The following is a 26,189-nucleotide window of genomic DNA, read 5'->3' as shown; positions in this document are numbered from 1 at the left end:
CATGAGCCCTGACAGCCTGGTGATGCTGCTGGCCGCTGCGCTCGGCTTGGCCATCGGCAGTTTCCTGAACGTGGTCATTCACCGCCTGCCACGCATGCTGGAGGCGCAATGGCAAGCCGAAACAGACGATATGCCGCAGCCCGCTGCCCGCTACAACATCGCTACCCCCAGCTCCCACTGCCCTCACTGCGGGCATGCCTTGAAATGGCACGAAAACATCCCCGTTTTGAGCTATCTGGTGCTGCGGGGTCGCTGTAGCCAGTGCCGCGCCCCTATTGGTTGGCGGTATCCAGCGGTTGAACTGCTCACGGCAGCGCTGTTTGTGTGGAGCTTTGCCACACACGGCCTCAGTCTGCAGGCCGCAGTCTGGGCAGGCTTTGCATCGGCCCTGGTCGCATTGGCCGCCATTGATGCAGACACCAGCTTGCTGCCCGATGCCCTCACCCAACCCCTGACCTGGTCGGGTTTGCTGGCCGCCAGCATGGGGCTAAGCGGCGTGACCCTGCACGACGCCCTGTGGGGCGGGGCAGCAGGCTACTTGTTTTTGTGGTCGGTGTATTGGCTGTTCAGACTGTTCACCGGCAAAGACGGCATGGGACAAGGCGATTTCAAATTGCTGGCGGCGCTGGGGGCCTGGTTTGGCTGGCCCGCGCTGGTCTCGCTGGTACTGATCGCTTCGGTAGGTGGTGCCATCGTCGGTTTGGGGCTGCGGATCACGCAGCGCCTGGCTGGCGATGGCTATATCCCGTTTGGTCCGTTTTTGGCATTGGCAGGCTTGTGGGTCATGGTGTTTGGCCCCCTGCCCATCTTGCATGTGGGAATGACATGAACGCTTCACGACTTTGGCGCCTGGGCCTGACCGGCGGTATCGGCAGCGGCAAAAGCACCGTGGCAGGCATGCTGGCCGCCCGAGGTGCTGCAGTGATGGATGCAGACGCCATCTCGCGCAGCGTGACCGCCCCCGGCGGACTGGCCATTGCGCCCATTGCACAGGCCTTTGGAGCCGCCATGATTGGGGCAGACGGTGCCATGGACCGCCAAGCCATGCGGGCGCTTATTTTCAAAGACCCCAACGCCAAACGCCAGCTCGAAGCCATCATCCACCCACTGGTCAGCCTGATCACGGCCGAACAGGTGCAAGCTGCGCTGCACAGCGGCAGCCGCTGCCTGGTGTTTGATGTGCCCCTGCTGGTGGAATCCGGAGACCGCTGGCGCCGCCAGGTGGACCAGGTGCTGGTGGTCGATTGCGACACGGACACCCAGCGCCAGCGGGTCATGGCCCGCAACGGCCTGGCCCTGGATGAGATTGACCGCATCATCGCCTTGCAGGCTCGCCGTGAGCAGCGCCTGGCGTACGCCGATGTGGTCATCTTCAACCAGTCATTGAGCTTGATCGAATTAGAGGTCCAGGTCACCCAAGTGGCCGCAGACTTCGGGCTATGATTGGCCGCATCTGGAAGATGCCGCGTGATACTGTACGAATACCCCTTTAACGAACGCATCCGCACCTATTTGCGCCTGCAGCAACTGTTCACCCGCCTGGGTCAATTGATCGCCCGCTCTGACGCGGTGGATCATCACTTTGCCCTGACCACCTTGTTTGAAATCATGGAGGTGTCGGCACGCACGGAACTCAAATCGGATGTCCTCAAGGACCTGGAACGTCAAAAGCAGCTGTACAACGGCTACAGGGGGAATCCGGCCATCTCTGAAAAAGCACTGAACACCCTGATCGACCAACTGGACGAGCATTTCGCCGTGATCAACCAGCTGACCGGGAAAATCGGCCAAAGCCTGCATGACAACGACTTTCTGATGGCCTTGCGCAGTCGGGCCGTGATCCCGGGCGGCACCTGCGAGTTTGACCTGCCCGCCTACCACGCCTGGCAGCACCATGACGCGACTCAGCGCATCGCCGATCTGAACCAGTGGGTAGCGCCCTATGCACCCTTGGTCCAGTCCATACAGTTGCTGCTTCAGATGCTGCGCGAGTCCGGCACCACGCAAAAGGTCATGGCCACCTCGGGCCTGCTGCAACAAACCCTGCCGCAAGGCCGCACATTCCAGTTGCTGCGCCTCAAAATTGACCCAGCCTTGGGCATCACACCCGAAATCAGCTGCAACCGTCTGCTGGTCGTCATTCGCATGATGCGCCAGCAAGCGGACGGGCGTCTGCAGTCCTGCACTGACGAAGTTCCCTTTGAAATGGCCTTGTGCGCATGAGCGATTCGAACCCAGCTGCCCCCATCCGGCCACGCCAAGTGCGCTGCCCTGCCTGCGGTGGCAACAGCCTGTACAGCAGCGCCAATCCTTACCGACCTTTTTGCAGTGCCCGCTGCAAAGGCGTGGATCTGGGTGCTTGGGCCAGTGAAGAATTCAAGTTGCCTGACGACACGCCCCCTGACGAGAGTTTTGGCGATCCACGGCTGCAGTGAACGCCTTTGGACTGAGTTCAGCCGGTGTGTGTGTCGCCTTCAAACAGGCGCTCCTGGGCCAGCCAAGTCAGCACCGGAAGGGTGCCCGGTAAGACTGGCACCACCTGCACCGGCAAATCCTGCCAGGCATGTGACTGACCTTCCCGCATCTGCAATTCCCCCTGCCAGGCCCACACCTTGCAAAAGTGCAGCTGCACCAGGGCGTGGGGGTAATCCACCATTTGGGTTTTCCAGAGTTGGGTGTCACCGATGGTGATGCCCAACTCCTCTTGCAATTCGCGGCGCAAGGCTTGCTCGACCGTCTCGCCCGCTTCCAGCTTGCCCCCCGGAAACTCCCAATACCCCGCATAGACCTTGCCGGGAGGACGGGATGTGAGCAAGAAGCGGCTATCGGCCTGCATCAGCACACCAACGGCGACATCCACCACTGGGCGTGCGGGCCCGCCCTCGCGCTGACGCTCGCCATCGGCAACCAGCAAGTCGCTCATGCCTGAATACCCACCTGGCGCCCCATCATGTCCCTGGAAAACTGGTAGGCAATGCGGCCGCTGCGCGAGCCTCCGCGCTCCAGCGCCCACAGCAAGGCGTCTGCCCTGGCCGCCTCGATTTGCGCGGGTGTGGCACCCAAAGCGCCCAACCATTGGGCCACGATGGTGAGGTATTCGTCTTGTGAAAATGGGTAAAAACTGATCCACAAGCCAAAACGCTCTGACAGTGAAATTTTTTCTTCCACGACCTCGCCGGGATGCACCTCACCGTCATCGGTGTGGGTGTAGCTCAGGTTTTCGTGCATGTACTCCGGCAACAAATGGCGGCGGTTGCTGGTGGCATACACCAGCACATTGGGCGTGGCGGCGGCCACGGTGCCATCCAGGATGGATTTGAGCGCCTTGTAGCCGGGCTCGCCATCTTCAAAACTCAGGTCATCGCAGTACACGATGAACTTTTCCGGCCGACTGGCCACGACCTCGATGATGTCGGGCAGATCGGTCAGGTCTTCCTTGTCCACCTCAATCAGGCGCAGGCCTTGTGGGGCGTAGGTGTTCAGACATGCCTTGATCAGGGATGACTTGCCCGTGCCGCGCGCCCCGGTCAAAAGCACATTGTTGGCGGGTCGCCCGTTCACAAATTGCTCGGTGTTGCGCTGCAATTTTTCCTTCTGATCCTCAATTTCTTTCAGATCATCCAGGGTCATGGCCGCCACATGGCGAACCGGCTCCAGCACACCGTGGCCCGTCGAGCGTTTGCGGTAGCGCCAGGCAATGGCCTGCGTCCAGTCGGGTGCCGACAGGGGCTGGGGCAACACCGCTTCAATGCGGCTGACCAGTTGGCTGACTTGGGCCAGCAGTTGTTCCAAGGTGGTGCTCATGACCGGTAATCCGCATTGATGGTGACGTACTCGTGGCTCAAATCGCAGGTCCAGACCGTGTCACTGGCTGTGCCACGCCCCAGGCCCACACGCACGGTGATTTCACTGCCTTTCATGACACGCTGGCCGTCTTCTTCGCGGTATTGGGGATGACGACCGCCCTGGGTGACCACATGCACATCGTCCAGGTGCAACTCGATCAGCCCTTGATCCAGATCTTCAATCCCGGCATAGCCCACGGCCGCCAGGATGCGTCCCAGATTGGGGTCGCTGGCAAAGAACGCCGTTTTCACCAAGGGCGAATGCGCGATGGCATAGGCCACCTGGCGGCATTCTTCGCCGTTGCGACCGCCGTCCACCTGCACGGTGATGAATTTGGTCGCGCCCTCGCCATCGCGCACAATGGCATGCGCCAGTTGACGGGCCACCTGCATCAAGCCCTGAACCAGCGCCTGACCGTCTGCACTGTCCAGTGCGGTGATCGGGGCATTGCTTGCCTGGTGCGTGGCGATCAGCATGAACGAATCATTGGTCGATGTGTCGCCATCAATGGTGATGCGGTTGAACGACCCATCGGCCAGGTGTTTGACCAAGGCCGGCAACAAAGCGGGATCAATGCAGGCATCGGTGGCCACAAAGCCCAGCATGGTGGCCATATTGGGCCGGATCATGCCTGCGCCTTTGCTGATGCCGGTGATGCTCACGGTCTTGCCACCTACCTGAACCTGCACACTGGCCGCTTTGGGCAAGGTGTCGGTGGTCATGATGCCCTCGGCCGCTTGCGCCCAGCGCGCAGGCTGCGCGCTGGCCAAGGCGGCGGGCAGGCTGGCCACGATGCGCTCTACCGGCAAGGGCTCCATGATCACGCCTGTAGAAAACGGCAGGATCTGATCAGGCTGACACTGCAACAAACCGGCCAAGGCGTCACAGGTTTGGCGCGCATGGGCCAAACCCGGTGCGCCCGTGCCCGCATTGGCGTTGCCCGTGTTGATGACCAAGGCACGCACCGCAGAACCTGCAGCCAAGTGCTCGCGGCACACCTGCACCGGCGCTGCACAAAAGCGATTGCTGGTGAAGACCCCTGCAACGCTGGCACCTTCATCGAGCAGGAAAACCGTCACGTCCTTTCGGTTGGCCTTGCGCACACCGGCTTCGGCGGTGCCAATGCGCACACCTGCAATCGAACTGAGTTGAGCTGGGTCCAAAGCGGGGAAATTAACAGGCATGTCGATCCTTCAGAAAACAGGAAAAACTCAGAGATGAAGAGCTTGGTGGCCGCTTTGCACAAAGAAAACGGGCCGAAGCCCGTTTCCATCTGCAGATCACAATCAAGCCAGTTTGCCGTGGCATTGCTTGTATTTTTTACCGCTGCCACAGGGGCATGGGTCGTTGCGTCCCACGGGGGCCCATTCTTGCGCAGAATCGGCTGCCACCGTTTGGGCCAGCCCAGTTTCGTCAGGCGAAGTGTAGGTCACATGGCGGACGCTTTCGGCGCGTTCTTCGATGGCCTGAGCCGCTTGCTCCATCTCTTCACCTGAAGAAATGCGCACATTCATCAAGGTGCGCGTGACTTCGTTTTTCACAGAATCGAGCAACTGACCAAACAGCTCAAAGGCTTCGCGCTTGTACTCTTGTTTGGGCTGCTTTTGCGCATAACCGCGCAGGTGAATGCCCTGACGCAGGTAGTCAAGCGAACTGAGGTGTTCGCGCCAGTGCGTGTCGATGCTTTGCAGCAGCACCATGCGTTCAAACGGCGTGAAATTCACCGCGCCCACCTGCTCAAGCTTGCTCTTGAAATGGGCATGGGCCGCAGCCACCACGGCCTCTAGGATGTCCTCATCCGTGATGGCGTTCGAGGCCTGAACCTTGCCGAGCAAGTCCAACTGCAGTTGCCACTCTTCGAGCAACACCTTTTCCAAGCTGACCAGATCCCACTGCTCTTCCACAGATTCAGCGGGTACGTATTGACGCACCAGGTCGGTGAAGCAGCCTTCGCGCAGCGAGGCGATCTGGCTTTCCATGTCCTGGGCGTCCAGGATGTCGTTGCGCTGCTGGTAGATCACCTTGCGCTGGTCGTTCGACACATCGTCGTATTCGAGCAGTTGTTTGCGGATGTCGAAGTTGCGCCCTTCGACCTTGCGCTGGGCGCTTTCAATGCTGCGCGTGACAATGCCCGCCTCAATGGCTTCACCCTCGGGCATCTTCAGGCGGTCCATGATGGCGCGCACGCGGTCACCCGCAAAAATGCGCATCAAGGGGTCGTCCAGACTCAGGTAAAAACGTGATGAGCCGGGGTCACCCTGGCGGCCGGAGCGGCCACGCAACTGGTTGTCAATGCGGCGGGACTCGTGGCGCTCAGTGGCAATGATGCGCAGGCCCCCATTGGCCTTGACCAGCTCGTGCACAACTTTCCACTGCTCGCGCAATTCGTCCACGCGCGTTTGCTTGTCTTGGGCAGACAAACTCTCGTCTGATTCGATGGCCTGGATGTCTTTTTCAATGTTGCCGCCCAGCACAATGTCGGTGCCACGGCCAGCCATGTTGGTGGCGATGGTGATCATGCCTGGACGACCTGCCTGCGCCACGATGTCGGCTTCACGCGCATGCTGCTTGGCATTGAGCACTTGGTGCGACAGTTTTTCCTGCGTGAGCATCTGGGAAATCAATTCCGAGTTCTCAATCGAGGTGGTGCCCACCAGCACAGGCTGGCCTCGCTCATGGCATTCGCGGATGTCGGCAATCGCTGCGGCATAACGCTCTTGCGAAGTTTTGTAGACCCGATCCAGTTGGTCTTCACGCTGGCTTTTGCGGTGCGGGGGAATGACCACCGTTTCCAAGCCGTAAATCTCCTGGAACTCATAGGCTTCGGTATCGGCCGTTCCGGTCATGCCGCCGATCTTGTTGTACAGGCGGAAATAGTTCTGGAACGTGATCGAGGCCATGGTCTGGTTTTCGGCCTGGATCTGCACGCCCTCTTTGGCTTCCACAGCCTGGTGCAGACCATCACTCCAGCGGCGACCACTCATCAAACGACCGGTGAACTCGTCCACGATGATGATGTCCCCGTCTTGCACCACATAGTGCTGGTCACGGTGGTACAGGTGCTGCGCACGCAAGGCGGCATTGAGGTGGTGCATCAACGTGATGTTGGCCGGGTCATACAGACTGGCCCCTTCAGGGATCATGCCCATCTGAGCCAAAACGGCCTCGGCTTTTTCATGCCCCTGCTCGGTCAGGAAAATCTGGTGGGCCTTTTCGTCCACGGTGAAATCACCGGGTGTGATGATGCCCTCGCCCGTGCGGGGATCGGCCTCGCCCTCTTGGCGGGTGAGCAGCGGAATGACCTGTTTCATCGCCATGTAGGTGGCGGTGTGGTCTTCGGCCTGACCACTGATGATGAGCGGCGTGCGGGCTTCGTCGATCAGGATCGAGTCCACCTCATCGATGATGGCAAAGTTCAGCGGCCTTTGAACGCGATCTCTCGCTTCATAGACCATGTTGTCGCGCAGGTAATCAAACCCGTATTCGTTGTTGGTGCCGTAGGTGATGTCGGAGTTGTAAGCAGCTTGCTTGTCCTCGCGCTGCATCTGCGGCAAATTGATGCCCACGGACAGACCCAGGAAGTTGAACAACTTGCCCATCCACTGCGCATCGCGGCTGGCCAGGTAATCGTTCACCGTAACCACATGCACGCCCTTGCCCGCAAGCGCATTCAGATAGGCAGGCAGTGTTGACGTCAGTGTCTTGCCTTCGCCAGTGCGCATTTCAGCGATCTTGCCGTTGTGCAGTGCAATGCCGCCCGCCAGCTGCACATCGAAATGGCGCATCTTCATGACTCGCTTGGAGCCTTCGCGCACGACGGCAAAGGCCTCAGGCAGCAAGGCATCCAGAGTTTCACCCGCTGCAACGCGGTCTTTGAAACTTTGGGTCTTGGCCCGCAAGTCGTCATCACTCAAGCTCTCCAAACTGGTTTCGAGCGCATTGATGCGGTCAACATGCTTGCGGTATTGCTTGAGCAGGCGGTCGTTGCGACTGCCGAAAATTTTGGTAAGGAATGGGATGGCCATGTCTACAAGATCCACCTTCAGCCCAAGGGCTGAGGAACAGACCGTCTATCCTGTCAGGTTAAAGGGTTCATATGAAGCCGGTTCGATAGGACACAAGACCCATCGAGCCAAGCTGACTGCCTCAGGCACCAGCTCAATGGTCGGATTTTAGCCTCTGTGCTCACTGGCTTTACGGCTGCACCTTCTCTGAAGGCCATCTGCCTCACATCTGCCGGATAATCAGCCCTCCATGCAAAGACGACATCACGCCATTCCCCTGCAACAAGCCGTTCAGGAATCCCCCAGCTTTGCTCTGCTGGCCAACCGTTTGCGTGAATCCTCCGAGCGTCTTCAAACCATTCGCAGCTTGCTGCCTGCACCGCTCAGAGCCAGTGTTCAGGCCGGCCCCATTGAAGATGGCGTTTGGTGCCTGCTGGCCAACTCGAATGCCGTGGCGGCCAAATTACGCCAAATGGTGCCCGCTTTGCAGGCCCACCTCAACACCAAGGGCATGCCCGTCAGCACCATTCGCATCAAGGTTCAAAGTCGAATCATCTGATGGGTGGATCAGCTCACAGCTGCATTGTGCGCGCCCATGCTGGGCGCACAAGAAAAAAGGCCCTGATTTTTCAATCAGGGCCTTTTGATGTGTGGTGCCGCTTGTCGGATTCGAACTGACGACCTACCGCTTACAAGGCGGGTGCTCTACCAACTGAGCTAAAGCGGCACGGGCTAGATTCTAACTTGCTCAATGCCCCATTCGAGGCACCGAGCCGTATTTTTTATTTAATCCTTTTCAAGGACGGCCTGGCAGGCGATGAAGGTGGTGGCACCCTATCGTTTTCAGTAGCCTCATGCGCTTTTCCATCAGCCTCGGTCAGTGAGGCAGCCGTGGGATGGTCGTCACTGACAGGAAAAGCCATCCCCTGACCGTTTTCACGGGCATAAATGGCCATCACACGTGAAATGGGCACCATGATGTCGCGAGGCTTGCCGCCAAAGCGGGCTTTGAACTCGATGAATTCATTGCCCAGCTTCAAAGAGCTGGTGGCATCCATGCTGACGTTCAGCACAATCTCGCCACCTTGCACATATTCACGCGGCACCTGCACAGAGTTGTCCACCTTCACAGCCACATAGGGTGTGAAGCCGTTTTCAGAGCACCATTCGTACAGCGCCCGAATCAAATACGGGCGAGTGGAAGGCAATTCGGTGTCACTGATCATTGCGGACTCCATGCGGGTTTATTTGCGCATGACCTTTTCAGAAGGGGTCAATGCTTCTATGTAAGCCGGACGCGAGAAGATGCGTTCAGCATACTTCAGCAAAGGCGCAGCATTTTTACTCAACTCAATGCCGTAATAATCCAGACGCCAGAGCAAAGGTGCAATCGCTACGTCAAGCATCGAGAAGTTGTCGCCCAGCATGAACTTGTTTTTCAGGAACACAGGGGCCAATTGCGTCAAGCGGTCGCGGATGTGTGCGCGGGCCTTTTCCAGAGCCTTGTCGTTGCCTTTGAGGGCGCGGTTTTCCAGCGTCAAGACATGGGTGAACAGTTCTTTTTCGAAGTTGAGCAAGAACAGGCGCACACGGGCTCGGTCCACCGGGTCACCGGGCATCAACTGGGGATGTGGAAATCGCTCATCGATGTACTCGTTGATGATGTTCGATTCGTACAGGATCAGGTCACGCTCGACCAGAATCGGCACCTGGCCGTAAGGGTTCATCACATTGATGTCTTCGGGCTTGTTGTACAGGTCCACATCACGGATTTCGAAATCCATGCCTTTTTCGAACAGCACAAAACGGCAACGGTGGGAAAAAGGGCAAGTGGTTCCGGAATAAAGCACCATCATGGCGGAGGCTCCTCAAAAAATCAAAAAGAGTGGAAGGCCCCAAGGCCTGCCACTCCACAAGACCCGGCCAAAAAACCGGGCAAAAGATCAATTACTTGACGTCTTTCCAATACGCTGCGTTCAGACGCCAGGCGATGAAGGTGAAGAAGGTCAAGAAAATCAGAACCCAAACACCGATGCGAACGCGGGTGTTTTGAGCAGGTTCTGCCATCCACTGCATGTAACCCACCAGATCGCCAATCGCTTGGTCGTACTGCAAAGGTGTCATGGTGCCGGGCTTGACTTGCTTCCAGCCCGAGAAGATTTGGACTTTGTGACCATGCTCTTCTTTTTCTGTGTATACCGGCTCACGCTCGCCTTGCAGTTCCCACAGCGGGTTGGGCATACCGACGTTGGGCATGGCCAAGTTGTTCCAGCCCGTGGGCTTGGTCTCGTCGCGGTAGTAGGTGCGCAGGTAGGTGTAGAGGTAATCCGCACCCGTGCCACCAGGGCCCGAACGGGAACGCGCCATCAAAGTCAAATCGGGCGGGTTCTTGCCGAACCAATCTTTGGCCTGCACAGGATCAATCGCAGCCTTCATGGTGTCGCCCACACGTTCGGTGGAAAACATCAGGTTGTCTTTGATTTGCTGATCGGTCAAACCGATGTCTTTCAGGCGGTTGTAACGCATGAAAGCAGCGGAGTGGCAGTTCAGGCAGTAGTTGACGAACAACTTGGCACCGTTTTGCAAAGCGGCCAGATCGTTGGTTTTCTTGGGCGCTTTGTCCCAGGCGATACCGCCACCAGCGGCGTGTGCACCGGCCATCAAGCCGAGGGCCATCACAAAGCCCAGCGCGAGTTTCTTGAGGTTTTTCATGTTCTTGAATCTCCGTGATCTCAGTGAGGCGTGAAGGTCACGCGATCAGGCACTTGTTTGAACGTGCCCAGCTTGCTCCACCAAGGCATCAACAGGAAGAAGCCGAAATAGAACAGGGTACCCACTTGGGACACACGCTCACCGATGGGCGAGGGTGGCTTGACGCCCAAGTAACCCAAGATCAGGAAGTTGATCACGAAAACGACGTAAACATATTTGTGCCAGTCAGGACGGTAGCGGATCGACTTGGCAGGGCTGTAGTCCAGCCATGGCAAGAAGAACATGATGATCACAGCACCGCCCATGACCACCACACCCCAGAACTTGGCATCAATGGCCAGCATCAGGGCGGAGATCACCACCGCAGCGCCAATGACGCCACCTTTGAGCAGTGTGGGGAGCTTGCCTTTGGCCACAGCCAAAACGGAACCGACCACCACGCAAGCGATCAACACATACATCATCTCGCTGGTGATGGCACGCAGCATGGAGTAATAAGGCGTGAAGTACCAAACAGGTGCAATGTGCAAAGGCGTGGTCAGCGGATCGGCCGGAATGAAGTTGTTGTACTCCAAGAAATAGCCACCAAACTCAGGCGCGAAGAACACCACCGCAGTGAAAGCCATCAAGAAGATGCTGACCGAGAAGATGTCGTGCACGGTGTAGTAAGGGTGGAAAGGAATGCCATCCAATGGGTTGCCCTTAGCGTCTTTGGGCGCATCGGGTGCCTTGATCTCCACACCGTCGGGGTTGTTGGAACCCACTTCGTGCAAAGCAATGATGTGGGCAACGACCAAGCCCAAGAGCACCAAAGGCACGGCAATGACGTGGAAGCTGAAAAAGCGGTTCAAGGTGGCATCGCCCACCACGAAGTCGCCACGGATCAACAGAGCCAGGTCAGGGCCCACGAAAGGAATGGCCGAGAACAAGTTCACGATCACCTGGGCACCCCAATAGGACATCTGACCCCAAGGCAAGAGGTAACCCATGAAGGCTTCTGCCATCAAGCACAGGAAGATGGCGCAGCCGAAAATCCAAACCAGCTCGCGCGGCTTGCGGTAGCTGCCATAGATCAGGCCACGGAACATGTGCAGGTAAACCACCACAAAGAAAGCGGATGCACCTGTGGAATGCATGTAGCGGATCAACCAGCCCCATGGCACATCTCGCATGATGTATTCCACCGAAGCGAAGGCCAAAGCGGCGTCTGGCTTGTAGTGCATGACCAAGAAAATACCGGTCACGATTTGGATCACGAGAACCAAAAGCGAAAGGGCACCAAACACATACCAAAAATTCAAATTTTTGGATGCGTAGTACTCGGACAAATGGTCTTTGTATAGCTTGGACAACGGGAACCGGTTGTCAACCCAATTGAGGAGCTTTTCGCCTGCTGGGGCGTTGGGGGAGATTTCTTTGAAATGAGCCATGTTGTTCTCCATCAGGCCTTCTTGTCTTCACCAATGATCAACTTGGTGTCAGACAGGTACATGTGCGGAGGCACTTCGAGGTTGTCAGGCGCAGGCTTGTTCTTGAACACGCGGCCAGCGAGGTCGAACGTCGAGCCATGGCAAGCGCACAGGAAACCACCGTTCCAATCATCAGGCAGTGAAGGCTGGGGGCCTGTGGCGAATTTGTCGCCTGGCGAGCAACCCAAATGGGTGCAAATGCCCACTGCCACCATGATTTCGGGCTTGATGGAACGGTGTGGATTCTTGGCGTATTCAGGGGTGGGGTATGCGGTGCGATCCGAGGCAGGATCGGCCAGCTGACCTTCGATTTTCTTGAGGGATTCGAGCTGCTCGGGCGAGCGCTTCATGATCCACACAGGTTTACCACGCCATTCGACAGTGAGCTTTTCGCCCGGGTTCAAAGCGGAAATGTCCACCTCGACGGCCGCACCAGCCGCTTTGGCTCGTTCGGAAGGTTGAAAGCTGCTGACGAAGGGGGTGGCCACAAAGCCAGCGCCTACGGCACCTGCACAAGTGGAGGCAATCAGCCAGGTCCGCTTGCTGCTGTCGACTGGGGTGTCACTCATGGGAATCCTCTAGCGAGTCAATATCAGGGTCAACCCGCGATTGTAGCGGAGTGAAACAGCCAACTGACTTACAAGTCAATGTCAGTTCCCCTGCATGGTTCACAATAAGCCCTCTGATTCATTTTTTTATGGAGCATTTCTCATGTCGGTTATTCAGGAATTCAAAGCTTTTGCCCTCAAAGGTAACGTCATGGACTTGGCCGTCGGCGTCATCATTGGCGCTGCTTTTGGCAAAATTGTGGATTCAGTGGTTGGCGACCTGATCATGCCGCTCATCAGCAAGGCTTTCGGCGGTCTGGACTTTTCGAACTACTACTTGGCCCTGGCAGGTCAAGCCGCGGGGCTGTCACTGGTCGAGGCCAAAAAAATGGGGGCCGTTTTTGCTTACGGCAACTTCATCACGGTGGCCTTGAATTTCATCATTTTGGCGTTCATCATTTTCCTCATGGTCCGTCAGATGAACAAACTCATGGCCGCCGCCCCCGCAGCGCCAGCAGAAGCTGCCGTCACACCAGAAGAAGTGATGCTGCTGCGTGAAATTCGTGACAGCCTGAAAAACAAAGCCTGAACCATCAACAGCGCAAGGGTCAGATCAATTGTCTGGCCATGCGGATGGCCTCGATCATGCTGCGGGGGTCGGCCACACCTTGGCCAGCCACATCCATGGCTGTACCGTGGTCTGGGCTGGTCCTGACCAAGGGCAAGCCCAAAGTCACATTCACCCCCTGCTCCACCCCCAAATACTTGACGGGAATCAAGCCTTGGTCGTGATACATCGCAATCACCACGTCAAATTCGCGACGACCATCTGACTGTTGTCGGGCTCGCATGAATACGGTGTCTGGCGCAAACGGCCCATGCACATCCAGGCCGTCTTGCCGCGCCAAAGCCAAACAAGGCTGCAAGACCTCGATTTCTTCACGGCCAAACAAGCCGCCCTCGCCTGCGTGCGGATTCACCCCTGCAACAGCGATGCGGGGCCGACGCCCCATCATCCGGCCAAGCGATGCGTCCGTGATGCGCAAGGTTTGCAGCACACGTTCCTGCGTGATGGCATTGAGCGCATCACGCAAAGACAGGTGGATGCTGACCAGGACTGTGCGTAACTCATCGTTGGCCAGCATCATGCGCACAGGCATCTGCGCCAGCGGCAAACCTGCATGACGAGCTGCCTCGGCTTGCAGCAATTCAGTGTGACCCGGGTATTGGTCATAGGGCGCACCGGCCGCGTGCAAGGCCTCCTTGTGCAAGGGTGCCGTCACCAAGGCCGCGACCTCACCGCGCAAGGCGGCACGCGTAGCCCACAACACCGCCTCCCCGGCCAATTGCCCAGCCCGTGCATCGACAAGTCCCCATGGCAGCACAGGCGCAGTAGGCACAACCTGCAACACCGGCAAACAACGAGGGGGCACGCTCAGCGCCTGTGAAGGCTCAGTGATTTCACATACCGGAAACGCTGGCCCAGATTGCACCAAACCCAAGGCGCGTCGCATCAGCTGCACATCCCCGGCTACAAAACAGCCCTGCGTGACATCTGGCGCATCACACCAGGCACGCGCAATGATTTCCGGGCCAATGCCGCAAGGGTCCCCGGGTGTGATGGCAATGGGACGGGTGATGCAAGGCGTATCCGAGGACATGGCGTGTCTTTTCATGCGGGGTTGTCAATTTCAATGAAGCGATGGGCCAAGCCGAGGTCGTGCGCCACGCGCTCACCCACAGCAGGTGCGCCATAGCGCTCACTGGCATGGTGTCCACACGCCAAGAATGCCACGCCGGTTTCGCGGGCCAAATGGGCTTGCGGCTCTGAAATTTCGCCGGTAATGAAGGCGTCGGCGCCCGCTGCAATGGCCGACTCGAAATACCCTTGCGCCCCACCCGTGCACCAGGCCACTCGTCGAACCGGTCTTTCGGCATCACCCACGCAAGTCACATGACGACCCAGTTGTTTGGCCACATGATCAGCCAATGCTTGAGGTTTTGACCAGGTCTGTGCGCCAGCACCCACAAAACCCAAGTCCTGCTCACCAAAACGTGCATCGGCGAGTAAACCCAACACACGGCCCAATTGCGCGTTGTTGCCCAATTCAGGGTGCGCATCCAGTGGAAGATGGTAGGCAAACAAATGAATCCCATGGGTCAGCAACAAACGCAATCGCTCACGCATCCAGCCTGTGACGCGCCCATCTTGCCCCCGCCAAAACAAGCCATGGTGCACCAAAATGGCATCGGCCTGAGCCTCAATGGCCGCTTCAATCAGTGCTCTACTGGCCGTGACGCCACTGACAAGCAAGCGAATGTCCCGGTCGCCTTCTACCTGCAGGCCATTGGGTCCGTAGTCACGAAATTTTTCAGGTTGCAGCAAGGCATCAAATGCCTGGCCCAGGGTTTTGGCATCAGTCATGGGGGTGAGTGTTTGTCATGAACAGCTCATTGTGTCTGAAGCACGCCAGCAAAACGCCACATCAACCGCACAGATCAAGGACAATCCCCCATATGAAACGCTATTGGCTCCTCTTTTCTCAATGGGTGACAGTTTTTCTGGCCATCTGGTTTGTCGTCGCCACCCTGCAGCCCGATTGGTTGCGCAGAGCGCATGACTCGGCCAACAGCATGACACTCTTGCAAAGTCCGCCCAACGCCACGAACCATCGCCCCATGGGCAGTTTGAGCGGGCCAGCCCAGAAAGCCTCGCCAGCGGTGGTCAGCATCAACACCAGCAAAGCCAACAGCCAGACGCCGCAAGACCCTTGGTTTAAATTTTTCTACGGCGAACAAGATGAGCCCAACACCGCAGGCTTGGGCAGCGGCGTCATCGTTAGCCCCGAGGGCCACATCCTGACCAACAACCACGTCATCGAAGATGCAGACGATATCGAAGTCGTATTGACTGACGGGCGCCGCGCTGCGGCAAAAGTCATCGGCACCGACCCCGACACCGATCTGGCCTTGCTCAAAATCAAACTCGATAAATTGCCCGTGATCGTGTTGGGACAAATCCAAAACCTGCAAGTGGGCGACGTGGTGCTGGCCATCGGCAATCCTTTTGGTGTCGGGCAAACTGTCACCTCCGGCATCGTGAGCGCGCTGGGACGCAGCCAACTGGGCATCAACACCTTTGAGAACTTCATTCAAACCGATGCCGCCATCAACCCAGGCAACTCGGGGGGGGCTCTTGTCGATGTCAACGGTCACCTGATGGGTGTCAACACCGCCATTTACTCTCGCTCAGGTGGCAATATGGGCATAGGTTTTGCCATTCCCGTGTCCACCGCACAGCAAGTCATGCAAGACCTGCTCAAAGACGGCAAAGTCACGCGAGGCTGGATCGGCGTAGAGCCGCAAGACATGTCACCCGAATTGGCCGAGAGCTTTCAGCTGCCCAAATCCGGTCAAAACACCCTGCCCAAAGGCGTTGTGATCACCGGGGTTTTGCAAAATGGCCCTGCCGCCAAAGCCGGCATTCGTCCAGGCGACGTGATCATGAAAGTGGGCGGCAGCCCCGTCAGCAACGTGTCTGAGTTGCTCACGCAAGTGGCAGCACTCAAACCTGGCACGCCGACAGATGTCCAAATCTGGCGGCGACAGGGTGAAACCAACTTGCGCATCACCCCGGCCGAACGCCCTTCCGTCAAGAAGGCTCGCTGACATCGCGTTTTCATGGCCTTGAACAGGGATGCACCAGCAAAAAAGGGGCCAACAGGCCCCTTTTTTGGTCTTGACCAATGCCCACAGCCATTGATCCGGCCCTGTGAAGTATTCAATGCTCAAAGATGTTGTAGGTCGGCGGTCGAAGACTCCGACATGGGCCTGTGCCGCAACCCATCATGTCGGACTCTGCGAGTACCGACCTGAGAGAGGCCATTTCTCACACATTTCAAACTTCAGCGTGACGGATCAATAATGGCTTGGTCATCGAAGACCCCAATGGCCGGTGATGTTGTGATTGAATTTGGTTGAGTGACGCCATCCACCGGCGATCGATTGGCAACTTGTACAGGCCGACGCCCAAAACCGATCGAATAGCCCGGTGATTAAATCAAGAAGCGCTGGAAGCTTCGTCTGGTGCTTGCGTGTGTTTGATGAACACTTGCGCTGCCCAAATGCCCAGCTCATAAAGCAGGCACATGGGAATGGCCAGCGCCAGCTGCGACACCACATCAGGGGGCGTGACCACGGCGGCGATCACAAAGGCCAGCACCACAAAGTAGCCCCGGAAATCCTTGAGTTTTTGGATGCTGACCACGCCCATGCGGGCCAACACCACCACAGCCACAGGCACTTCAAACGCCAGGCCAAAGGCCAGGAACATGGACAACACAAAGCTCAGGTAGGCCTCGATGTCAGGCGCAGCAGTGATGCTTTTGGGGGCAAAACTCTGGATAAAACTGAACACCTGGCCAAACACAAAGAAGTAACAAAACGCCACCCCGATGAAAAACAGCACCGTGCTGGACACCACCAAAGGCATGACCAGCTTTTTTTCGTGGCTGTACAAACCGGGGGCCACAAAGGCCCAGACCTGGTAAAGCACCACGGGCAGAGCGATCAAAAAGGCGCTCATCAACAAAATCTTGAGTGGCACCATGAAAGGCGAAATAACCGAGGTGGCGATCAATGTGGCCCCCTTGGGCAAATGCACCACCAGAGGGGCCGCCAAGATGTCGTACAAATTGCCAGGGCCGGGGTAAATGGCCAAGGCAGCCGCAGCGACAGCCACAGCGGCCACCGCCCAGATCAGGCGGTCGCGCAACTCGATCAGGTGCGCCACAAAAGGTTGCTCGGAACCTTTGAGTTCGTCGTCGGGCTGGGAGGGGGTATCGGACATGGCGGGGTCGGTTGGAGGGGGCGCACCGCAGGTGCGCAACCCTCACACAGAATTGAGGGGCTTGGGCCGGTAACGGGCCACGCGTGCGGCACCCGATAACGCCTTGGTGCGCACGCCAGAGCGTGCTTTGTACCACTGGGGCACCGCACCACGCTTGAGACGCCAGTTTTTGTCTGGGCGAACGTAATAAGGCGGCGGAGGCTCGATGGCAGGCAAATCGCTGGGCAAGCCTGAAGTGGTCTCGGCCCAGTCCTTTTCAAAATCAGAAGCCGTAGTTTGGACCGTTTGCTCGACATCGCGAGCCGCCGACTCCATGGTTTCTTTCATCTTTTTGAGCTCTTCGAGGTCCATGGACCGGTTGACCTCGGCCTTGACGTCTGAAACATAACGCTGCGCCTTGCCCAAAAGGGTGCCCAGGGTGCGGGCCACCTTGGGCAGTTTTTCAGGACCGATGACGATCAACGCCACCACCCCGATGAGCGCCATTTTAGAAAAGCTTAAATCCAGCACAGTGCGGCGTTCAGTCGTTCAAAAGTGCAAGCGCTCAAGACTTGGTCTTGGCTTCGACGTCGATGGTGGTCTTTTCGGGCTGAGCCGGAGTCGATGCAGTGACCTGACCGGCCACAGGGGCTGCCTCGTCCTTGGTGCCGCCCTCTTTCATGCCGTCCTTGAAGCCCTTCACAGCGCCGCCCAGGTCAGAACCCATGTTCTTGAGCTTTTTGGTGCCGAACACCATGACCACGATCAGCAGCACGATCAGCCAGTGCCAGATGGAAAAAGTACCCATGAAAATCTCCTAAAGATGTGGGGATTCTAAGGGGATCGACACCCCGTATCGGATCGGCCCTGAGGAAGGAAGGATTTGGGGGGTAAAAGCGCCGTTTCAACCCCGCAGCCATGGGCGCGAGCCGCCCATGACATGCATGTGCAGGTGGTGCACTTCCTGGCCACCTTCGGTCCCGTTGTTGAGCACAATGCGGAAACCGCCATCCGGGTAAGGGTTGCAACCTTCTTGCAAAGCCAGCTTGGGCGCCAAGGTCATCATGTGGCCCATCAAGGCAGCGTGCTCGGTGGTCAGTTGCGCCATCGACGGGATGTGCAGCTTGGGAATGATCAGGAAATGGATGGGCGCCCATGGCGCGATGTCATGAAAGGCGAACACATGCTCGTCTTCATACACCTTGCGCGAGGGAATCTGGCCCGCGATGATTTTGCAAAAAATACAGTTGGCGTCGGTCATGGCTTGATGGGATTCAAAGTCAAAAAATGTCATTCGGTCACAGGCCGCTGCGTGTTCAAGCGCACCATGCCCAGCACGATGCGGTACAAAAACCAGATCGAAATGGCCACCCAGGCCAGCCAGCCCGGAAAGACAAAGAAAAACCAGAGCGGCAAGGTCACCAGGTACAGCAAAGCCGCCCAGATCACCGTGCGGATGCGGTAGCTGAAATGCGTGCCCTCCCAGCCATGGGCATCGTCTTTTTTGACCAGATCAATGATGAGCGCCACCACCAACAAGGCCGGGCCCATTTGCGCGCCGGGAATGACCGCGCTGACGGCCACGATCAGGTGCAGGATGTAACTGACCCAGCTGATGGTGTGGGTGCTGTCGTTGGAAGGTTGTGTGTTCATGGCTACAGCTTACTCCCCTAAGCGTTCGCGCTCTTGCACTTTGCGCAGGGCTTTTTCTTCCAGACCGCTCAGGCCCTCTCGGCGGGCCAACTCGTTGACCACGTCGGCGGGCGTCAGGCCGTAGTGCGCCAGCGCAATCATGCTGTGAAACCACAGGTCGGCCACCTCATAAACCAGCTTGGTTTTGTCACCGCCATGGTCCACGTCTTTGGCAGCCATCACAGTTTCGGTGGCTTCTTCGCCAATCTTCTTCAAAAAGGCGTCCGGCCCCTTGTGCAGCAAGCGGGCCACATAGCTTTTTTCGGGGTCGCCACCGTTGGCGGGTTTGCGGCTTTCGACCACGGCCGCGAGGCGGTCAAGGATGTCCTGGTTGCTCATGGGCTTTTGGCGCTCACTTGTAAATGGTTTCGGGGTCTTTCAACACCGGATCGGCCGCCTGCCACTCATCGGCTTGCAGGCTCTGGAAAAAGCAGCTGTGGCGGCCCGTGTGGCAGGCAATGCCCGGCTCGTGCCCCAGCTGCGTGACTTTGAGCAGCACCACATCGTTGTCGCAATCGATGCGGATGTCGTGCACCGTCTGCACATGGCCCGACTCCTCGCCCTTGAACCACAGCTTGTTGCGCGAACGGCTGAAATACACCGCCCGCTTGAGTTCGGCCGTCTTTTGCAGCGCCTCGCGGTTCATCCAGGCGAACATCAACACGTCGCCGGAGCCTTGTTCTTGGGCAATGACCGGCACCAGGCCTTTGTCATCCCATTTGATTTTGTCGAGCCAATTCATAGGGGGGTGATCTTAAGACATTGGGGTGTCAGGACTGCATTCGCACCTCATAGCACCGTCAATCAAGCTACTTCAAAGCCTTAACAGGTTGCACAAAACACTCATTGGTTGCAAAATGCAACCTCATCACGGAGAAGCACCATGGCTGTTGCAATGAAACTGTCTGACGAGTTGGTCGAAGACGCCAAACCCTACGCTGCCGCAGAGCACCGCTCTGTGCCCAAGCAAATTGAGTACTGGGCACGCATCGGCAAAGCCGTGATCGACAACCCTGACATGCCTTTGCGGGTGATCCAAGACACCATGCTCTCGCGTGAAGAGGTCAAAGCCGGACTGGCTGCGCCTTATGAGTTTGGCTGATGCTGCAAGTCAGCGCCTCGCCATCTTTCAACCGGGTGGCCAAAAAGCTTCACGCCCGCGACAAAAAAACTCTGGATGAAGCCATCAAGGCCATTCTTCAAAATCCACAGCTGGGCGAGGAAAAGAAAGGCGACCTCGCGGGTGTTTTCGTCTACAAGTTCAAACTGAACGGTCAGGAAACTCTGCTGGCCTATGAACTGCAACCGCACAAAACAGCCCCCATTGAAGCGATGCTGCTGGCGGTCGGGCCGCATGAAAATTTCTACGTGGCTTTAAAGCGTTGATGAGCGCCAGCAACTTACAGCTCTGACGACTTGGCCAAAAGCTTACGCGCACAAAAACACAAACTGCCCCTAAAAATACATGGACTACTTCCTGAACAGGTTTCAGCCAAGCAAGTCAGCCGTTGGCGCTCCGGTTGAACGACCCGTTAGGCTGCATTCGCCCGTTCATACCTGACCTCGTCACTACCGTAAGGACCGACGCACTCCCATCCGTTCTTGTCGTAGAACTCTCTGGCCTTGGTGGTTGTGCCCGTCAAGAGCCAGAGCCTGTCGATGGGTTGCTTGCGGAACCACTCGATCATTGCGGCATGCAAACGGGTTCCATGGCCTCGGCCTTGTGCATCTGGCCTGACGAACAGCGCCCAGACATTGCCCGTCTTGGCGATGCCTACGGCGAATGCCTCAATCCTTCCAGCTTCTTCGATGACCCACCCGCAGCCTGTGTCTTCAATCGACCCTCTGGCCTCTTCATCTGAGATGCGGCCGGGTGTCAGGGTGTTCTCGGTCACTGAGTAGCGCACCTCCCAAATGCCCGGGATGTCGGCAGCGGTGGCTTGGCGCAAATGAGGCCCAGACATTTAGCCTAACGCCCCAGTTAACTGGCAGCGACGTGCGCTGCACGTTGCCGTCCGGTTGAGCGCAGCGTTCGGGGACAGCCAGGTACGCCAAAGGTTGAAGGACTCATGACTGGGTAACTCGTCGGTTGTAAGCGAAGAAAATTTCATCGCGTTCCCAGCTCAGTGACTCGTAAAGAGACTGCGCAGGCTGGTTGCTGCGAGCGGTGGTGAGGTCCATACGTGTCTTGCCTTCGGCAGCTGCTTTGTTCTCGGCAGCAAGCAGGAGCAATCGGCCAACACCGGCCTTTCGGGCGACGGGCAAAACAAAAAGGTCGTAAAGCAAATAAATCGGTTTCGCCTCAACAGAGCAAAAGGAAGGATAAAGCTGGCAGAAGCCAAGCATGCCCGATGAAGCGGACTCCGCTGACAGGATGACCGACTCACAATTGTTCAGACGATCGGCGATGAACTGTTGCGCCAATGGCAAGTCGGGGGGCTGCTCATAGAACTGGCGATACAAATCAAACATCTCCGAAACGGCTTGAATGTCTGTGGTGCGCGCTTCTCTGATGGCGATGCTCATGGTTGATTTACTCGGCGTTGCCATGTATTCGAAAAATATTCTCCGCATCCGATTCCACAATCTCACGCAGCGTGAGTCGGGATGTCTGCAGCGTTGGAAAATCGACCATCAGCTTTTAGTGGTTTAACTTGGACCAAACCGGACTGCGACAGATAAACGAAGCCGGTTAAGAATGAAATGATGCCCGACGCAGCCACGCTGAAGCACGTCCGGTTAACAAGGGGCTAGGCCTCAACTCGCCACGGAGGATTTAGGCGATTGCTGCCCGCCCAATACAGGCAGATGACGTTGCCCGCTGGGCCTTTGACTCCTGAGTGGAATGAACCAATAAGTGAAAGGCCCTTCTTGGCTTCAGCCTGACAAACAAGCCAGGCCACACACCGTGTGCTGAACACTTGAATATGGCAGTTGATTTCATGCTTGCCGCTCCTGATGCGCTTCACTTTTTGTGGTGACAACACGACCAGCCAATGGATGTTGGATTCCATTGTCGCCATACGTGCCGGTAACTTGAGCGATGACCACTTGAAAGCCATTGAGCCAACGCGATTGCTGCTGCTTTGCCTTCATGTGCTCAGGGTGCTTCATCAATGATTGCAATGCAGCCATGGACTCCCAGTAGTACACATTTGAGATGAGTCCGGTTTGTTGGTTTTCCCAAGACTCTTCACCCAAGTAACCTGGGATGGACTTCGCTATCTGTGCAATGACATCGTCAAGGGCATAGAACTCTGCGTCGTATTGCCTTTTTGCAAACGTAAAGGTGGATGTGTACATTTTTCCAGTCCGCATGACCGAAGGGATGGGTGTCATTGCGCGGCCTCCCTTGCTTGCCTGAACTTCATTCGCAGCCCGCAGATCGCCGTTGACTCAAGTGAAATCTCATGTTCTGACGACGCGCCAAGCAAACCATTCGCCAACAGAAAATCTCTGGCGGATTCCAGCGATCTGACTTCGAAGGTCAGTGATTGAATAACCTGGCGGTTGCCCTGAGTCAATCTTAGGACCATGTCCGCGGTCAGCTCGATCCCTGTTCCCGATGACTCCGTCAGAAGCCTCCATTTTTTCTCTGCGTCAGACAGATTCGGAGTTGACATCTCGATTGCCGACAACCCGACAAGCCCAATCGTTCCGCCTCCACGCTTTGTCATCTCAAGTTGATCCCTGGCTCTCCGTTCGGCTGTAGTCAGCCGCTCCTTCCACGGATAGATTGTTCCTTCAGGATTCCATGCGCAAAAAAAGATACAACAAGAATCGGAAGAAAGATCCAGCAACACCGAGTTGGTGAAGTTTGTAGTGAGAGAACCGTCTGCGGTCTTGGTCTGGTAAGGTCGGGGGGATTTGCATTGAAGTCCCGCTTGGGTAAGGTGCGCAACGCTGGCCTCCAAGTCAACAGGTTCCAGAGCAAATCCATGAATGAGTGGCGGCTGACTTTCTTTGGGAAGATCTGAATTGCTCGCCGATGCCCACAACTCAAGTTCGGTGTTTCCCACATGCACCCATGCGAACGTCGCAAAGCTGCTGCTTTGCTTTGGCCATGAAACGGGAAGGCCGAACACATCGGCAAAGAGCGAGAGCAATGGGTCGATGTCCAACAAGCGGATCATCACATGGTCAACGGTGGAATAGACAGCGGTGTTGCTCATTGCGCACTTGTAGTTCGAGGTAAGTTGGCGACCCCGGCAAGACCCTGGGTCCGATCTAACGAATATGTACCGCACTCCACCAGTCCGTGCTCGGTGGCCTGTCGTTGACACCCGGCTTGAGTCAGGGGTTGCCCCACACGATGCGCCATGGCTTAGCTGCCGGTCGGGAACCGGTGATACATGAAGAACTGTGCGTCCTTACGCCAGCCTTGAGCTTCGTAAAGCGCTTGACCCGTAGTGTTCTCGATGGCGACGTTCAGAGTGACGCGGGCTGCGCCATGGCTCCAGGCATAGCTCTCGACAGCTGAGAGCAACTGCGATCCCACCCCTTTGCGGCGACCACGCTCATGGACGAAGAGGTCGTTCAGAATGAAGACCCTGGCGAGATCCGTAGAGGAATAGATGGGATACAGCTGTGCGAACCCGACAGGAGTAGCAACTTCTGATGCCAAGAAGACTACAGACTCGCCGTGATCGAACCGTGCTTGAAGAAAGGCTGCTGCGACTGGAAGGTCGCTGGCCTTGCCTTGAAACACACGGTACTGATTGAACAGGTCTGCGAGCGCTTCGAGGTCTGAAAAAACGGCCTGACGTACGTTGATGATGCTCATTGGCGTTGGGGGCAAGTTTGACGCTGGGTGTGTTTGCTGGTCCTAACGTGAAGGTGACCGGCACATTGCGGCAGCGAGTCGGCGTTGACCGACCTGTTGGACATGACGACCACTACATCAGCGTATTCGAACAAGATTGGTGTCATATGCGAGAGCGTTAGGGGCAGGACGCGAACTTAAATGTGAGAGGGTACGTCAGATTCTGCTTCGTCGGCACGACGAGCTGTAGCCGGAGCACTTCCGATTCAATTGTTCCATCGAACAACGTGGTTGCACTGAGGGATGCCGTTTGAAAGGTGAGGCGGCTCCCCGCCAGGCGATAACTCGCTCCCTTTGACCAGTACTCACGAGCCAGTTCAGGTCTGAACCATTCGCACAGCCGTTCGTGAGTCGCTGGCATCGCAACGTGCGTTAAGAACACACTGTTGTCAGGCGCAAATCGAAGTACGCTGATGTAGCTTGTACCTTCTGCATTGGTCTGAACCTCACTGCGGTAGATGCCTCCCGTGTGAAGAACCTCGGACGGAAGTTCGGCGCGCGCAAAACTCAATGCACCCAGAAAAAGCGAAAGGCATCGAAGCGCTATGCGTCTAAAAGTCATGAGGTGTCACTTTCTAAGGTCTAACGTTCGAGCTAAGCGGGCGCCAACGGCAGAATGCCAGGCCCGGACCGGTCAGAATGTATAGCGTATCACCGGCCCGGGCCTGGCATTCTGCCGTTGGCGCTCCGCTTGAGCCAGGGGTTGGACGAAGCCGCTACGCGGAGCGGGTGTGCCGCAACGGCTGTTGGTGAATTCGTAAGCTGTAGGCTCATGCCTCAATTGTGGGGCATGTGATCTTCAACTTATCTGGAGTTCGCCCATGTCGACGTATCCCGGTGGCTATGACCCCGCCATTTTCCCCGAACCCTTTTCCAGCGCGTACCGCACCCACCTGCAGCACCTCAAGCTCAAAGGCCTGCAGCCCAAAACCATTGACGCTTACGCCCGTGCAATTCGGCGCATGGGCGACTACTTTGATTTTGCAATTGACAAGCTCCTGCCCACGCAACTGACCCACTATTTCAGCGATCTTGTGGCCTCCCATTCTTGGAGCGCCGTCAAACTCGATCTATACGGCTTCAAGTTCTTTACCTCGCACGTGCTGGGCAAACCCTGGAGCAGCCCGAACTTCATCAAGCCCCCCAAGGTTCAACGCTTGCCTGACATTGTCACCGTCGAAGAAGCGCAAGCTCTGTTTGCCGCCACTCAGGTGTTGAGTTACCGCGTGTTTTTCTTCACGCTCTACAGCATGGGGTTGCGTCTGAGCGAAGGCTTGGCTTTGAAGGTCGCAGACATTGATGCAGTCCGCCAGCGCATACATATTCGCGACTCTAAAGGTAACCGTGACCGGCTGGTTCCCCTGCCTGCAGCCACGCTTTTGGTGCTGCGCCGCTTTTGGGCCACGCACCGCAACCCCGAGCTGATGTTTCCCAATCGCCTGGGTGGATTGAAGGGCGCGCACGCGGCACGTACGCCGCTCGACCGGGGCGGCGTGCAAAAGACATTGCATCAAGTGGCCATCGATTGCGGCCTAAAAAAAAGATCACCCCGCACAGCCTGCGCCACAGCTATGCCACGCACCTGATTGAAGCTGGGGTCGATTTGCTTGAGGTCCAGAAGATTTTGGGCCACCACTCCATCCTCACCACCACCCGCTACACCCACCTGACCCACAACACCAATACCCAGGCAGGCGAACGCATTGAGGCCTTGATGGCGCGCTTTTGTGTGGATTGGGGTGATGTCAAATGATCACCCTGGCCTCCATCATTGAGCGCTTTGGCGCAGACTACTTGGCGCAGTATCCCCAGTGTGCCTCACACGTCCAGCGCCAGGCCCTCACAGCCATGCAGCGCTGCCGCACCACATTGGCGCCGCGCATGCTGGCCCAGTGCACCGACTGTGGCGATCAGAAAATGGTGCCGCACTCCTGCGGCCACCGCAACTGCCCCCACTGCCAAGCCCACGAGAGCCAGTCCTGGATTGAGCGCCAAACAACACGGCTGGTGCCGAGCAACTACTTTCTTCTCACGTTTACTTTGCCCAGCGAGCTGCGCACGCTGGTTTGGCAGCATCAACGCGTTGCCTACACCGCCTTGATGGATTGCGCCTGGCAGACGTTACGCGTCTTCAGTGCCAACCACAAACAGTTGCAAGGCACGCCCGGGGCCATGGCCGTACTGCATACCCATTCGCGGCAGTTGGAGTTTCATCCACACGTTCATGTGCTCATGCCTGCGGCGGCGCTGGATGCCAACAAAGGCTTG

Annotated in this window: 35 protein-coding genes and 1 tRNA gene; 12 read left to right on the top strand and 24 right to left on the bottom strand. The window is 57.1% G+C overall.

Translation table 11 applies throughout. The features are described 5' to 3' along the window. Window position 1: 1 nt before the first annotated feature. From H663_RS28680 to H663_RS28665, 4 genes are read left to right on the top strand one after another with little or no spacing between them, the layout of a single operon-like run. Window positions 2-829 carry a prepilin peptidase gene (locus H663_RS28680; protein WP_053171749.1) on the top strand — a complete coding sequence of 276 codons (828 nt, stop codon included), beginning with the start codon at window positions 2-4 and terminating at the stop codon, window positions 827-829. After that, window positions 826-1,443 (top strand): dephospho-CoA kinase, encoded by a 618-nt coding sequence (gene coaE, locus H663_RS28675; RefSeq protein WP_053171747.1) that lies wholly within the window; start codon window positions 826-828, stop codon window positions 1,441-1,443. The genes H663_RS28680 and coaE overlap by 4 nt, the downstream gene beginning before the upstream one ends. A gap of 24 nt (window positions 1,444-1,467) precedes the next feature. Beyond that, window positions 1,468-2,223 carry a cell division protein ZapD gene (zapD, locus tag H663_RS28670; protein WP_053171743.1) on the top strand — a complete coding sequence of 252 codons (756 nt, stop codon included), beginning with the start codon at window positions 1,468-1,470 and terminating at the stop codon, window positions 2,221-2,223. Then, on the top strand, window positions 2,220-2,435 hold the full coding sequence (locus tag H663_RS28665; protein ID WP_053171741.1) for a DNA gyrase inhibitor YacG: 216 nt from the start codon (window positions 2,220-2,222) through the stop codon (window positions 2,433-2,435). Before zapD ends, H663_RS28665 begins: the two co-directional genes overlap by 4 nt. Window positions 2,436-2,452: 17 nt before the next feature. On the opposite strand, the gene H663_RS28660 is transcribed toward H663_RS28665, so the two are convergent. The 4 genes from H663_RS28660 to secA form a co-directional block, all read right to left on the bottom strand. Beyond that, window positions 2,453-2,923 carry an NUDIX domain-containing protein gene (locus H663_RS28660; protein WP_053171739.1) on the bottom strand — a complete coding sequence of 157 codons (471 nt, stop codon included), beginning with the start codon at window positions 2,921-2,923 and terminating at the stop codon, window positions 2,453-2,455. Then, a complete protein-coding gene (locus tag H663_RS28655) occupies window positions 2,920-3,804 on the bottom strand; it encodes an ATP-binding protein (RefSeq protein WP_053171737.1) in 885 nt (294 codons plus the stop codon). The genes H663_RS28660 and H663_RS28655 overlap by 4 nt, the downstream gene beginning before the upstream one ends. After that, on the bottom strand, window positions 3,801-5,030 hold the full coding sequence (gene argJ / locus H663_RS28650; RefSeq protein ID WP_053171735.1) for a bifunctional glutamate N-acetyltransferase/amino-acid acetyltransferase ArgJ: 1,230 nt from the start codon (window positions 5,028-5,030) through the stop codon (window positions 3,801-3,803). Before argJ ends, H663_RS28655 begins: the two co-directional genes overlap by 4 nt. Before the next feature lie 102 nt (window positions 5,031-5,132). Next, window positions 5,133-7,871, bottom strand: a complete 2,739-nt coding sequence (gene secA / locus H663_RS28645) for a preprotein translocase subunit SecA (protein WP_053171734.1) — start codon at window positions 7,869-7,871, stop codon at window positions 5,133-5,135. Window positions 7,872-8,100: 229 nt separating this feature from the next. Between secA and H663_RS28640 the strand changes: the two genes are divergently transcribed. After that, window positions 8,101-8,409, top strand: a complete 309-nt coding sequence (locus H663_RS28640; protein ID WP_053171732.1) for a DciA family protein — start codon at window positions 8,101-8,103, stop codon at window positions 8,407-8,409. A gap of 92 nt (window positions 8,410-8,501) precedes the next feature. On the opposite strand, the gene H663_RS28635 is transcribed toward H663_RS28640, so the two are convergent. The 6 genes from H663_RS28635 to petA all read right to left on the bottom strand — a co-directional run bounded on the left by H663_RS28635 (window position 8,502) and on the right by petA (window position 12,600). Beyond that, a tRNA-Thr gene (locus H663_RS28635) sits at window positions 8,502-8,577 on the bottom strand. 55 nt (window positions 8,578-8,632) lie between these two features. Further along, complete coding sequence (locus tag H663_RS28630; RefSeq protein WP_053172140.1) at window positions 8,633-9,076, bottom strand: ClpXP protease specificity-enhancing factor; 444 nt, start codon at window positions 9,074-9,076, stop codon at window positions 8,633-8,635. Between the two features lie 18 nt (window positions 9,077-9,094). Then, window positions 9,095-9,706, bottom strand: coding sequence for a glutathione S-transferase N-terminal domain-containing protein (locus H663_RS28625; RefSeq protein WP_053171731.1), 612 nt, complete (start codon window positions 9,704-9,706; stop codon window positions 9,095-9,097). 91 nt (window positions 9,707-9,797) lie between these two features. Further along, entirely contained in the window at window positions 9,798-10,562 is a 765-nt protein-coding gene (locus H663_RS28620; RefSeq protein ID WP_053171729.1) for a cytochrome c1, read from the bottom strand. Window positions 10,563-10,582: 20 nt separating this feature from the next. Then, window positions 10,583-11,992, bottom strand: coding sequence for a cytochrome b (locus H663_RS28615; RefSeq protein ID WP_205872704.1), 1,410 nt, complete (start codon window positions 11,990-11,992; stop codon window positions 10,583-10,585). Between the two features lie 11 nt (window positions 11,993-12,003). After that, the gene (gene petA / locus H663_RS28610) at window positions 12,004-12,600 is read right to left on the bottom strand and encodes a ubiquinol-cytochrome c reductase iron-sulfur subunit (protein WP_053171727.1); all 597 of its coding nucleotides are present in this window, start codon (window positions 12,598-12,600) and stop codon (window positions 12,004-12,006) included. Between the two features lie 142 nt (window positions 12,601-12,742). Here petA and mscL point away from each other — a divergent pair, with 142 nt between their 5' ends. Further along, window positions 12,743-13,168, top strand: a complete 426-nt coding sequence (mscL, locus tag H663_RS28605; protein ID WP_053171725.1) for a large conductance mechanosensitive channel protein MscL — start codon at window positions 12,743-12,745, stop codon at window positions 13,166-13,168. Between the two features lie 19 nt (window positions 13,169-13,187). Here mscL and pdxA read toward each other — a convergent pair whose 3' ends face one another. Together pdxA and H663_RS28595 are read right to left on the bottom strand one after the other, a co-directional pair. After that, window positions 13,188-14,255, bottom strand: a complete 1,068-nt coding sequence (gene pdxA, locus H663_RS28600) for a 4-hydroxythreonine-4-phosphate dehydrogenase PdxA (protein ID WP_240620459.1) — start codon at window positions 14,253-14,255, stop codon at window positions 13,188-13,190. Further along, on the bottom strand, window positions 14,252-15,004 hold the full coding sequence (locus H663_RS28595; RefSeq protein WP_053171723.1) for a Nif3-like dinuclear metal center hexameric protein: 753 nt from the start codon (window positions 15,002-15,004) through the stop codon (window positions 14,252-14,254). The genes pdxA and H663_RS28595 overlap by 4 nt, the downstream gene beginning before the upstream one ends. A gap of 92 nt (window positions 15,005-15,096) precedes the next feature. On the opposite strand from H663_RS28595, the gene H663_RS28590 reads away from it, so the two are divergent. Then, entirely contained in the window at window positions 15,097-16,248 is a 1,152-nt protein-coding gene (locus H663_RS28590; RefSeq protein ID WP_053171720.1) for a S1C family serine protease, read from the top strand. Between the two features lie 391 nt (window positions 16,249-16,639). Here H663_RS28590 and tatC read toward each other — a convergent pair whose 3' ends face one another. From tatC to hisI, 7 genes are all read right to left on the bottom strand, one after another. Continuing rightward, on the bottom strand, window positions 16,640-17,428 hold the full coding sequence (gene tatC, locus H663_RS28585; RefSeq protein WP_053171718.1) for a twin-arginine translocase subunit TatC: 789 nt from the start codon (window positions 17,426-17,428) through the stop codon (window positions 16,640-16,642). 42 nt (window positions 17,429-17,470) lie between these two features. Next, complete coding sequence (gene tatB / locus H663_RS28580) at window positions 17,471-17,938, bottom strand: Sec-independent protein translocase protein TatB (protein WP_053171716.1); 468 nt, start codon at window positions 17,936-17,938, stop codon at window positions 17,471-17,473. Between the two features lie 34 nt (window positions 17,939-17,972). Further along, entirely contained in the window at window positions 17,973-18,215 is a 243-nt protein-coding gene (gene tatA, locus H663_RS28575; protein ID WP_053171714.1) for a Sec-independent protein translocase subunit TatA, read from the bottom strand. A 96-nt stretch (window positions 18,216-18,311) separates the two neighbouring features. Then, on the bottom strand, window positions 18,312-18,668 hold the full coding sequence (locus H663_RS28570; RefSeq protein ID WP_053172136.1) for a histidine triad nucleotide-binding protein: 357 nt from the start codon (window positions 18,666-18,668) through the stop codon (window positions 18,312-18,314). 29 nt (window positions 18,669-18,697) lie between these two features. Continuing rightward, complete coding sequence (locus H663_RS28565; protein WP_053171712.1) at window positions 18,698-19,060, bottom strand: DUF4870 family protein; 363 nt, start codon at window positions 19,058-19,060, stop codon at window positions 18,698-18,700. A 9-nt stretch (window positions 19,061-19,069) separates the two neighbouring features. Beyond that, window positions 19,070-19,438 carry a phosphoribosyl-ATP diphosphatase gene (locus H663_RS28560; protein WP_053171710.1) on the bottom strand — a complete coding sequence of 123 codons (369 nt, stop codon included), beginning with the start codon at window positions 19,436-19,438 and terminating at the stop codon, window positions 19,070-19,072. A 13-nt stretch (window positions 19,439-19,451) separates the two neighbouring features. Continuing rightward, window positions 19,452-19,841 (bottom strand): phosphoribosyl-AMP cyclohydrolase, encoded by a 390-nt coding sequence (gene hisI / locus H663_RS28555; RefSeq protein WP_053171708.1) that lies wholly within the window; start codon window positions 19,839-19,841, stop codon window positions 19,452-19,454. Window positions 19,842-19,982: 141 nt separating this feature from the next. On the opposite strand from hisI, the gene H663_RS28550 reads away from it, so the two are divergent. Then, window positions 19,983-20,201 (top strand): TA system antitoxin ParD family protein, encoded by a 219-nt coding sequence (locus H663_RS28550; protein ID WP_053171706.1) that lies wholly within the window; start codon window positions 19,983-19,985, stop codon window positions 20,199-20,201. Next, on the top strand, window positions 20,201-20,485 hold the full coding sequence (locus H663_RS28545) for a type II toxin-antitoxin system RelE/ParE family toxin (RefSeq protein WP_205872703.1): 285 nt from the start codon (window positions 20,201-20,203) through the stop codon (window positions 20,483-20,485). Before H663_RS28550 ends, H663_RS28545 begins: the two co-directional genes overlap by 1 nt. Before the next feature lie 146 nt (window positions 20,486-20,631). Here H663_RS28545 and H663_RS28540 read toward each other — a convergent pair whose 3' ends face one another. From H663_RS28540 to H663_RS28515, 5 genes are all read right to left on the bottom strand, one after another. Continuing rightward, a complete protein-coding gene (locus H663_RS28540; protein WP_083451126.1) occupies window positions 20,632-21,063 on the bottom strand; it encodes a GNAT family N-acetyltransferase in 432 nt (143 codons plus the stop codon). 103 nt (window positions 21,064-21,166) lie between these two features. Further along, window positions 21,167-21,625: a GNAT family N-acetyltransferase gene (locus tag H663_RS28535; protein WP_053171702.1), complete on the bottom strand. Its 459-nt coding sequence runs from the start codon at window positions 21,623-21,625 to the stop codon at window positions 21,167-21,169. 414 nt (window positions 21,626-22,039) lie between these two features. Continuing rightward, a complete protein-coding gene (locus H663_RS28525) occupies window positions 22,040-22,402 on the bottom strand; it encodes an antibiotic biosynthesis monooxygenase family protein (RefSeq protein WP_053172132.1) in 363 nt (120 codons plus the stop codon). Between the two features lie 32 nt (window positions 22,403-22,434). Then, on the bottom strand, window positions 22,435-23,271 hold the full coding sequence (locus H663_RS28520; protein WP_133239993.1) for a VOC family protein: 837 nt from the start codon (window positions 23,269-23,271) through the stop codon (window positions 22,435-22,437). Between the two features lie 152 nt (window positions 23,272-23,423). Continuing rightward, window positions 23,424-23,882, bottom strand: coding sequence for a GNAT family N-acetyltransferase (locus H663_RS28515; RefSeq protein WP_053171698.1), 459 nt, complete (start codon window positions 23,880-23,882; stop codon window positions 23,424-23,426). An 860-nt stretch (window positions 23,883-24,742) separates the two neighbouring features. Between H663_RS28515 and H663_RS28505 the strand changes: the two genes are divergently transcribed. The 3 genes from H663_RS28505 to H663_RS28495 form a co-directional block, all read left to right on the top strand. Continuing rightward, on the top strand, window positions 24,743-25,507 hold the full coding sequence (locus H663_RS28505) for a site-specific integrase (RefSeq protein WP_116695833.1): 765 nt from the start codon (window positions 24,743-24,745) through the stop codon (window positions 25,505-25,507). 17 nt (window positions 25,508-25,524) lie between these two features. Beyond that, on the top strand, window positions 25,525-25,674 hold the full coding sequence (locus H663_RS28500) for a hypothetical protein (RefSeq protein WP_420844041.1): 150 nt from the start codon (window positions 25,525-25,527) through the stop codon (window positions 25,672-25,674). Then, on the top strand, window positions 25,671-26,189 hold a 519-nt coding region (locus H663_RS28495), incomplete at its 3' end, for an IS91 family transposase (protein WP_133239997.1). The genes H663_RS28500 and H663_RS28495, both read left to right, overlap by 4 nt.

It is taken from the genome of Limnohabitans planktonicus II-D5 (assembly GCF_001270065.2).
GTDB lineage: Bacteria > Pseudomonadota > Gammaproteobacteria > Burkholderiales > Burkholderiaceae_C > Limnohabitans_A > Limnohabitans_A planktonicus.
The sequence above is the reverse complement of the archived record's forward strand: the minus strand, read 5'-3'. Positions and strand labels throughout refer to the sequence as shown.

Coding starts and splice junctions, on each gene's coding strand:
- petA (WP_053171727.1), bottom strand. CDS start 12,600: ATGAGTGACACCCCAGTCGACAGCAGCAAGCGGACCTGGCTGATTGCC.
- tatA (WP_053171714.1), bottom strand. CDS start 18,215: ATGGGTACTTTTTCCATCTGGCACTGGCTGATCGTGCTGCTGATCGTG.
- coaE (WP_053171747.1), top strand. CDS start 826: ATGAACGCTTCACGACTTTGGCGCCTGGGCCTGACCGGCGGTATCGGC.
- H663_RS28540 (WP_083451126.1), bottom strand. CDS start 21,063: ATGTCTGGGCCTCATTTGCGCCAAGCCACCGCTGCCGACATCCCGGGC.
- H663_RS28680 (WP_053171749.1), top strand. CDS start 2: ATGAGCCCTGACAGCCTGGTGATGCTGCTGGCCGCTGCGCTCGGCTTG.
- H663_RS28525 (WP_053172132.1), bottom strand. CDS start 22,402: ATGTACACATCCACCTTTACGTTTGCAAAAAGGCAATACGACGCAGAG.
- argJ (WP_053171735.1), bottom strand. CDS start 5,030: ATGCCTGTTAATTTCCCCGCTTTGGACCCAGCTCAACTCAGTTCGATT.
- H663_RS28660 (WP_053171739.1), bottom strand. CDS start 2,923: ATGAGCGACTTGCTGGTTGCCGATGGCGAGCGTCAGCGCGAGGGCGGG.
- H663_RS28595 (WP_053171723.1), bottom strand. CDS start 15,004: ATGACTGATGCCAAAACCCTGGGCCAGGCATTTGATGCCTTGCTGCAA.
- pdxA (WP_240620459.1), bottom strand. CDS start 14,255: ATGAAAAGACACGCCATGTCCTCGGATACGCCTTGCATCACCCGTCCC.
- secA (WP_053171734.1), bottom strand. CDS start 7,871: ATGGCCATCCCATTCCTTACCAAAATTTTCGGCAGTCGCAACGACCGC.
- H663_RS28550 (WP_053171706.1), top strand. CDS start 19,983: ATGGCTGTTGCAATGAAACTGTCTGACGAGTTGGTCGAAGACGCCAAA.
- H663_RS28630 (WP_053172140.1), bottom strand. CDS start 9,076: ATGATCAGTGACACCGAATTGCCTTCCACTCGCCCGTATTTGATTCGG.
- H663_RS28545 (WP_205872703.1), top strand. CDS start 20,201: ATGCTGCAAGTCAGCGCCTCGCCATCTTTCAACCGGGTGGCCAAAAAG.
- H663_RS28625 (WP_053171731.1), bottom strand. CDS start 9,706: ATGATGGTGCTTTATTCCGGAACCACTTGCCCTTTTTCCCACCGTTGC.
- mscL (WP_053171725.1), top strand. CDS start 12,743: ATGTCGGTTATTCAGGAATTCAAAGCTTTTGCCCTCAAAGGTAACGTC.
- H663_RS28665 (WP_053171741.1), top strand. CDS start 2,220: ATGAGCGATTCGAACCCAGCTGCCCCCATCCGGCCACGCCAAGTGCGC.
- tatC (WP_053171718.1), bottom strand. CDS start 17,428: ATGTCCGATACCCCCTCCCAGCCCGACGACGAACTCAAAGGTTCCGAG.
- H663_RS28505 (WP_116695833.1), top strand. CDS start 24,743: ATGTCGACGTATCCCGGTGGCTATGACCCCGCCATTTTCCCCGAACCC.
- hisI (WP_053171708.1), bottom strand. CDS start 19,841: ATGAATTGGCTCGACAAAATCAAATGGGATGACAAAGGCCTGGTGCCG.
- H663_RS28620 (WP_053171729.1), bottom strand. CDS start 10,562: ATGAAAAACCTCAAGAAACTCGCGCTGGGCTTTGTGATGGCCCTCGGC.
- H663_RS28535 (WP_053171702.1), bottom strand. CDS start 21,625: ATGAGCATCGCCATCAGAGAAGCGCGCACCACAGACATTCAAGCCGTT.
- H663_RS28655 (WP_053171737.1), bottom strand. CDS start 3,804: ATGAGCACCACCTTGGAACAACTGCTGGCCCAAGTCAGCCAACTGGTC.
- H663_RS28565 (WP_053171712.1), bottom strand. CDS start 19,060: ATGAACACACAACCTTCCAACGACAGCACCCACACCATCAGCTGGGTC.
- H663_RS28570 (WP_053172136.1), bottom strand. CDS start 18,668: ATGACCGACGCCAACTGTATTTTTTGCAAAATCATCGCGGGCCAGATT.
- H663_RS28615 (WP_205872704.1), bottom strand. CDS start 11,992: ATGGCTCATTTCAAAGAAATCTCCCCCAACGCCCCAGCAGGCGAAAAG.
- H663_RS28515 (WP_053171698.1), bottom strand. CDS start 23,882: ATGAGCATCATCAACGTACGTCAGGCCGTTTTTTCAGACCTCGAAGCG.
- H663_RS28590 (WP_053171720.1), top strand. CDS start 15,097: ATGAAACGCTATTGGCTCCTCTTTTCTCAATGGGTGACAGTTTTTCTG.
- H663_RS28560 (WP_053171710.1), bottom strand. CDS start 19,438: ATGAGCAACCAGGACATCCTTGACCGCCTCGCGGCCGTGGTCGAAAGC.
- H663_RS28520 (WP_133239993.1), bottom strand. CDS start 23,271: ATGAGCAACACCGCTGTCTATTCCACCGTTGACCATGTGATGATCCGC.
- H663_RS28640 (WP_053171732.1), top strand. CDS start 8,101: ATGCAAAGACGACATCACGCCATTCCCCTGCAACAAGCCGTTCAGGAA.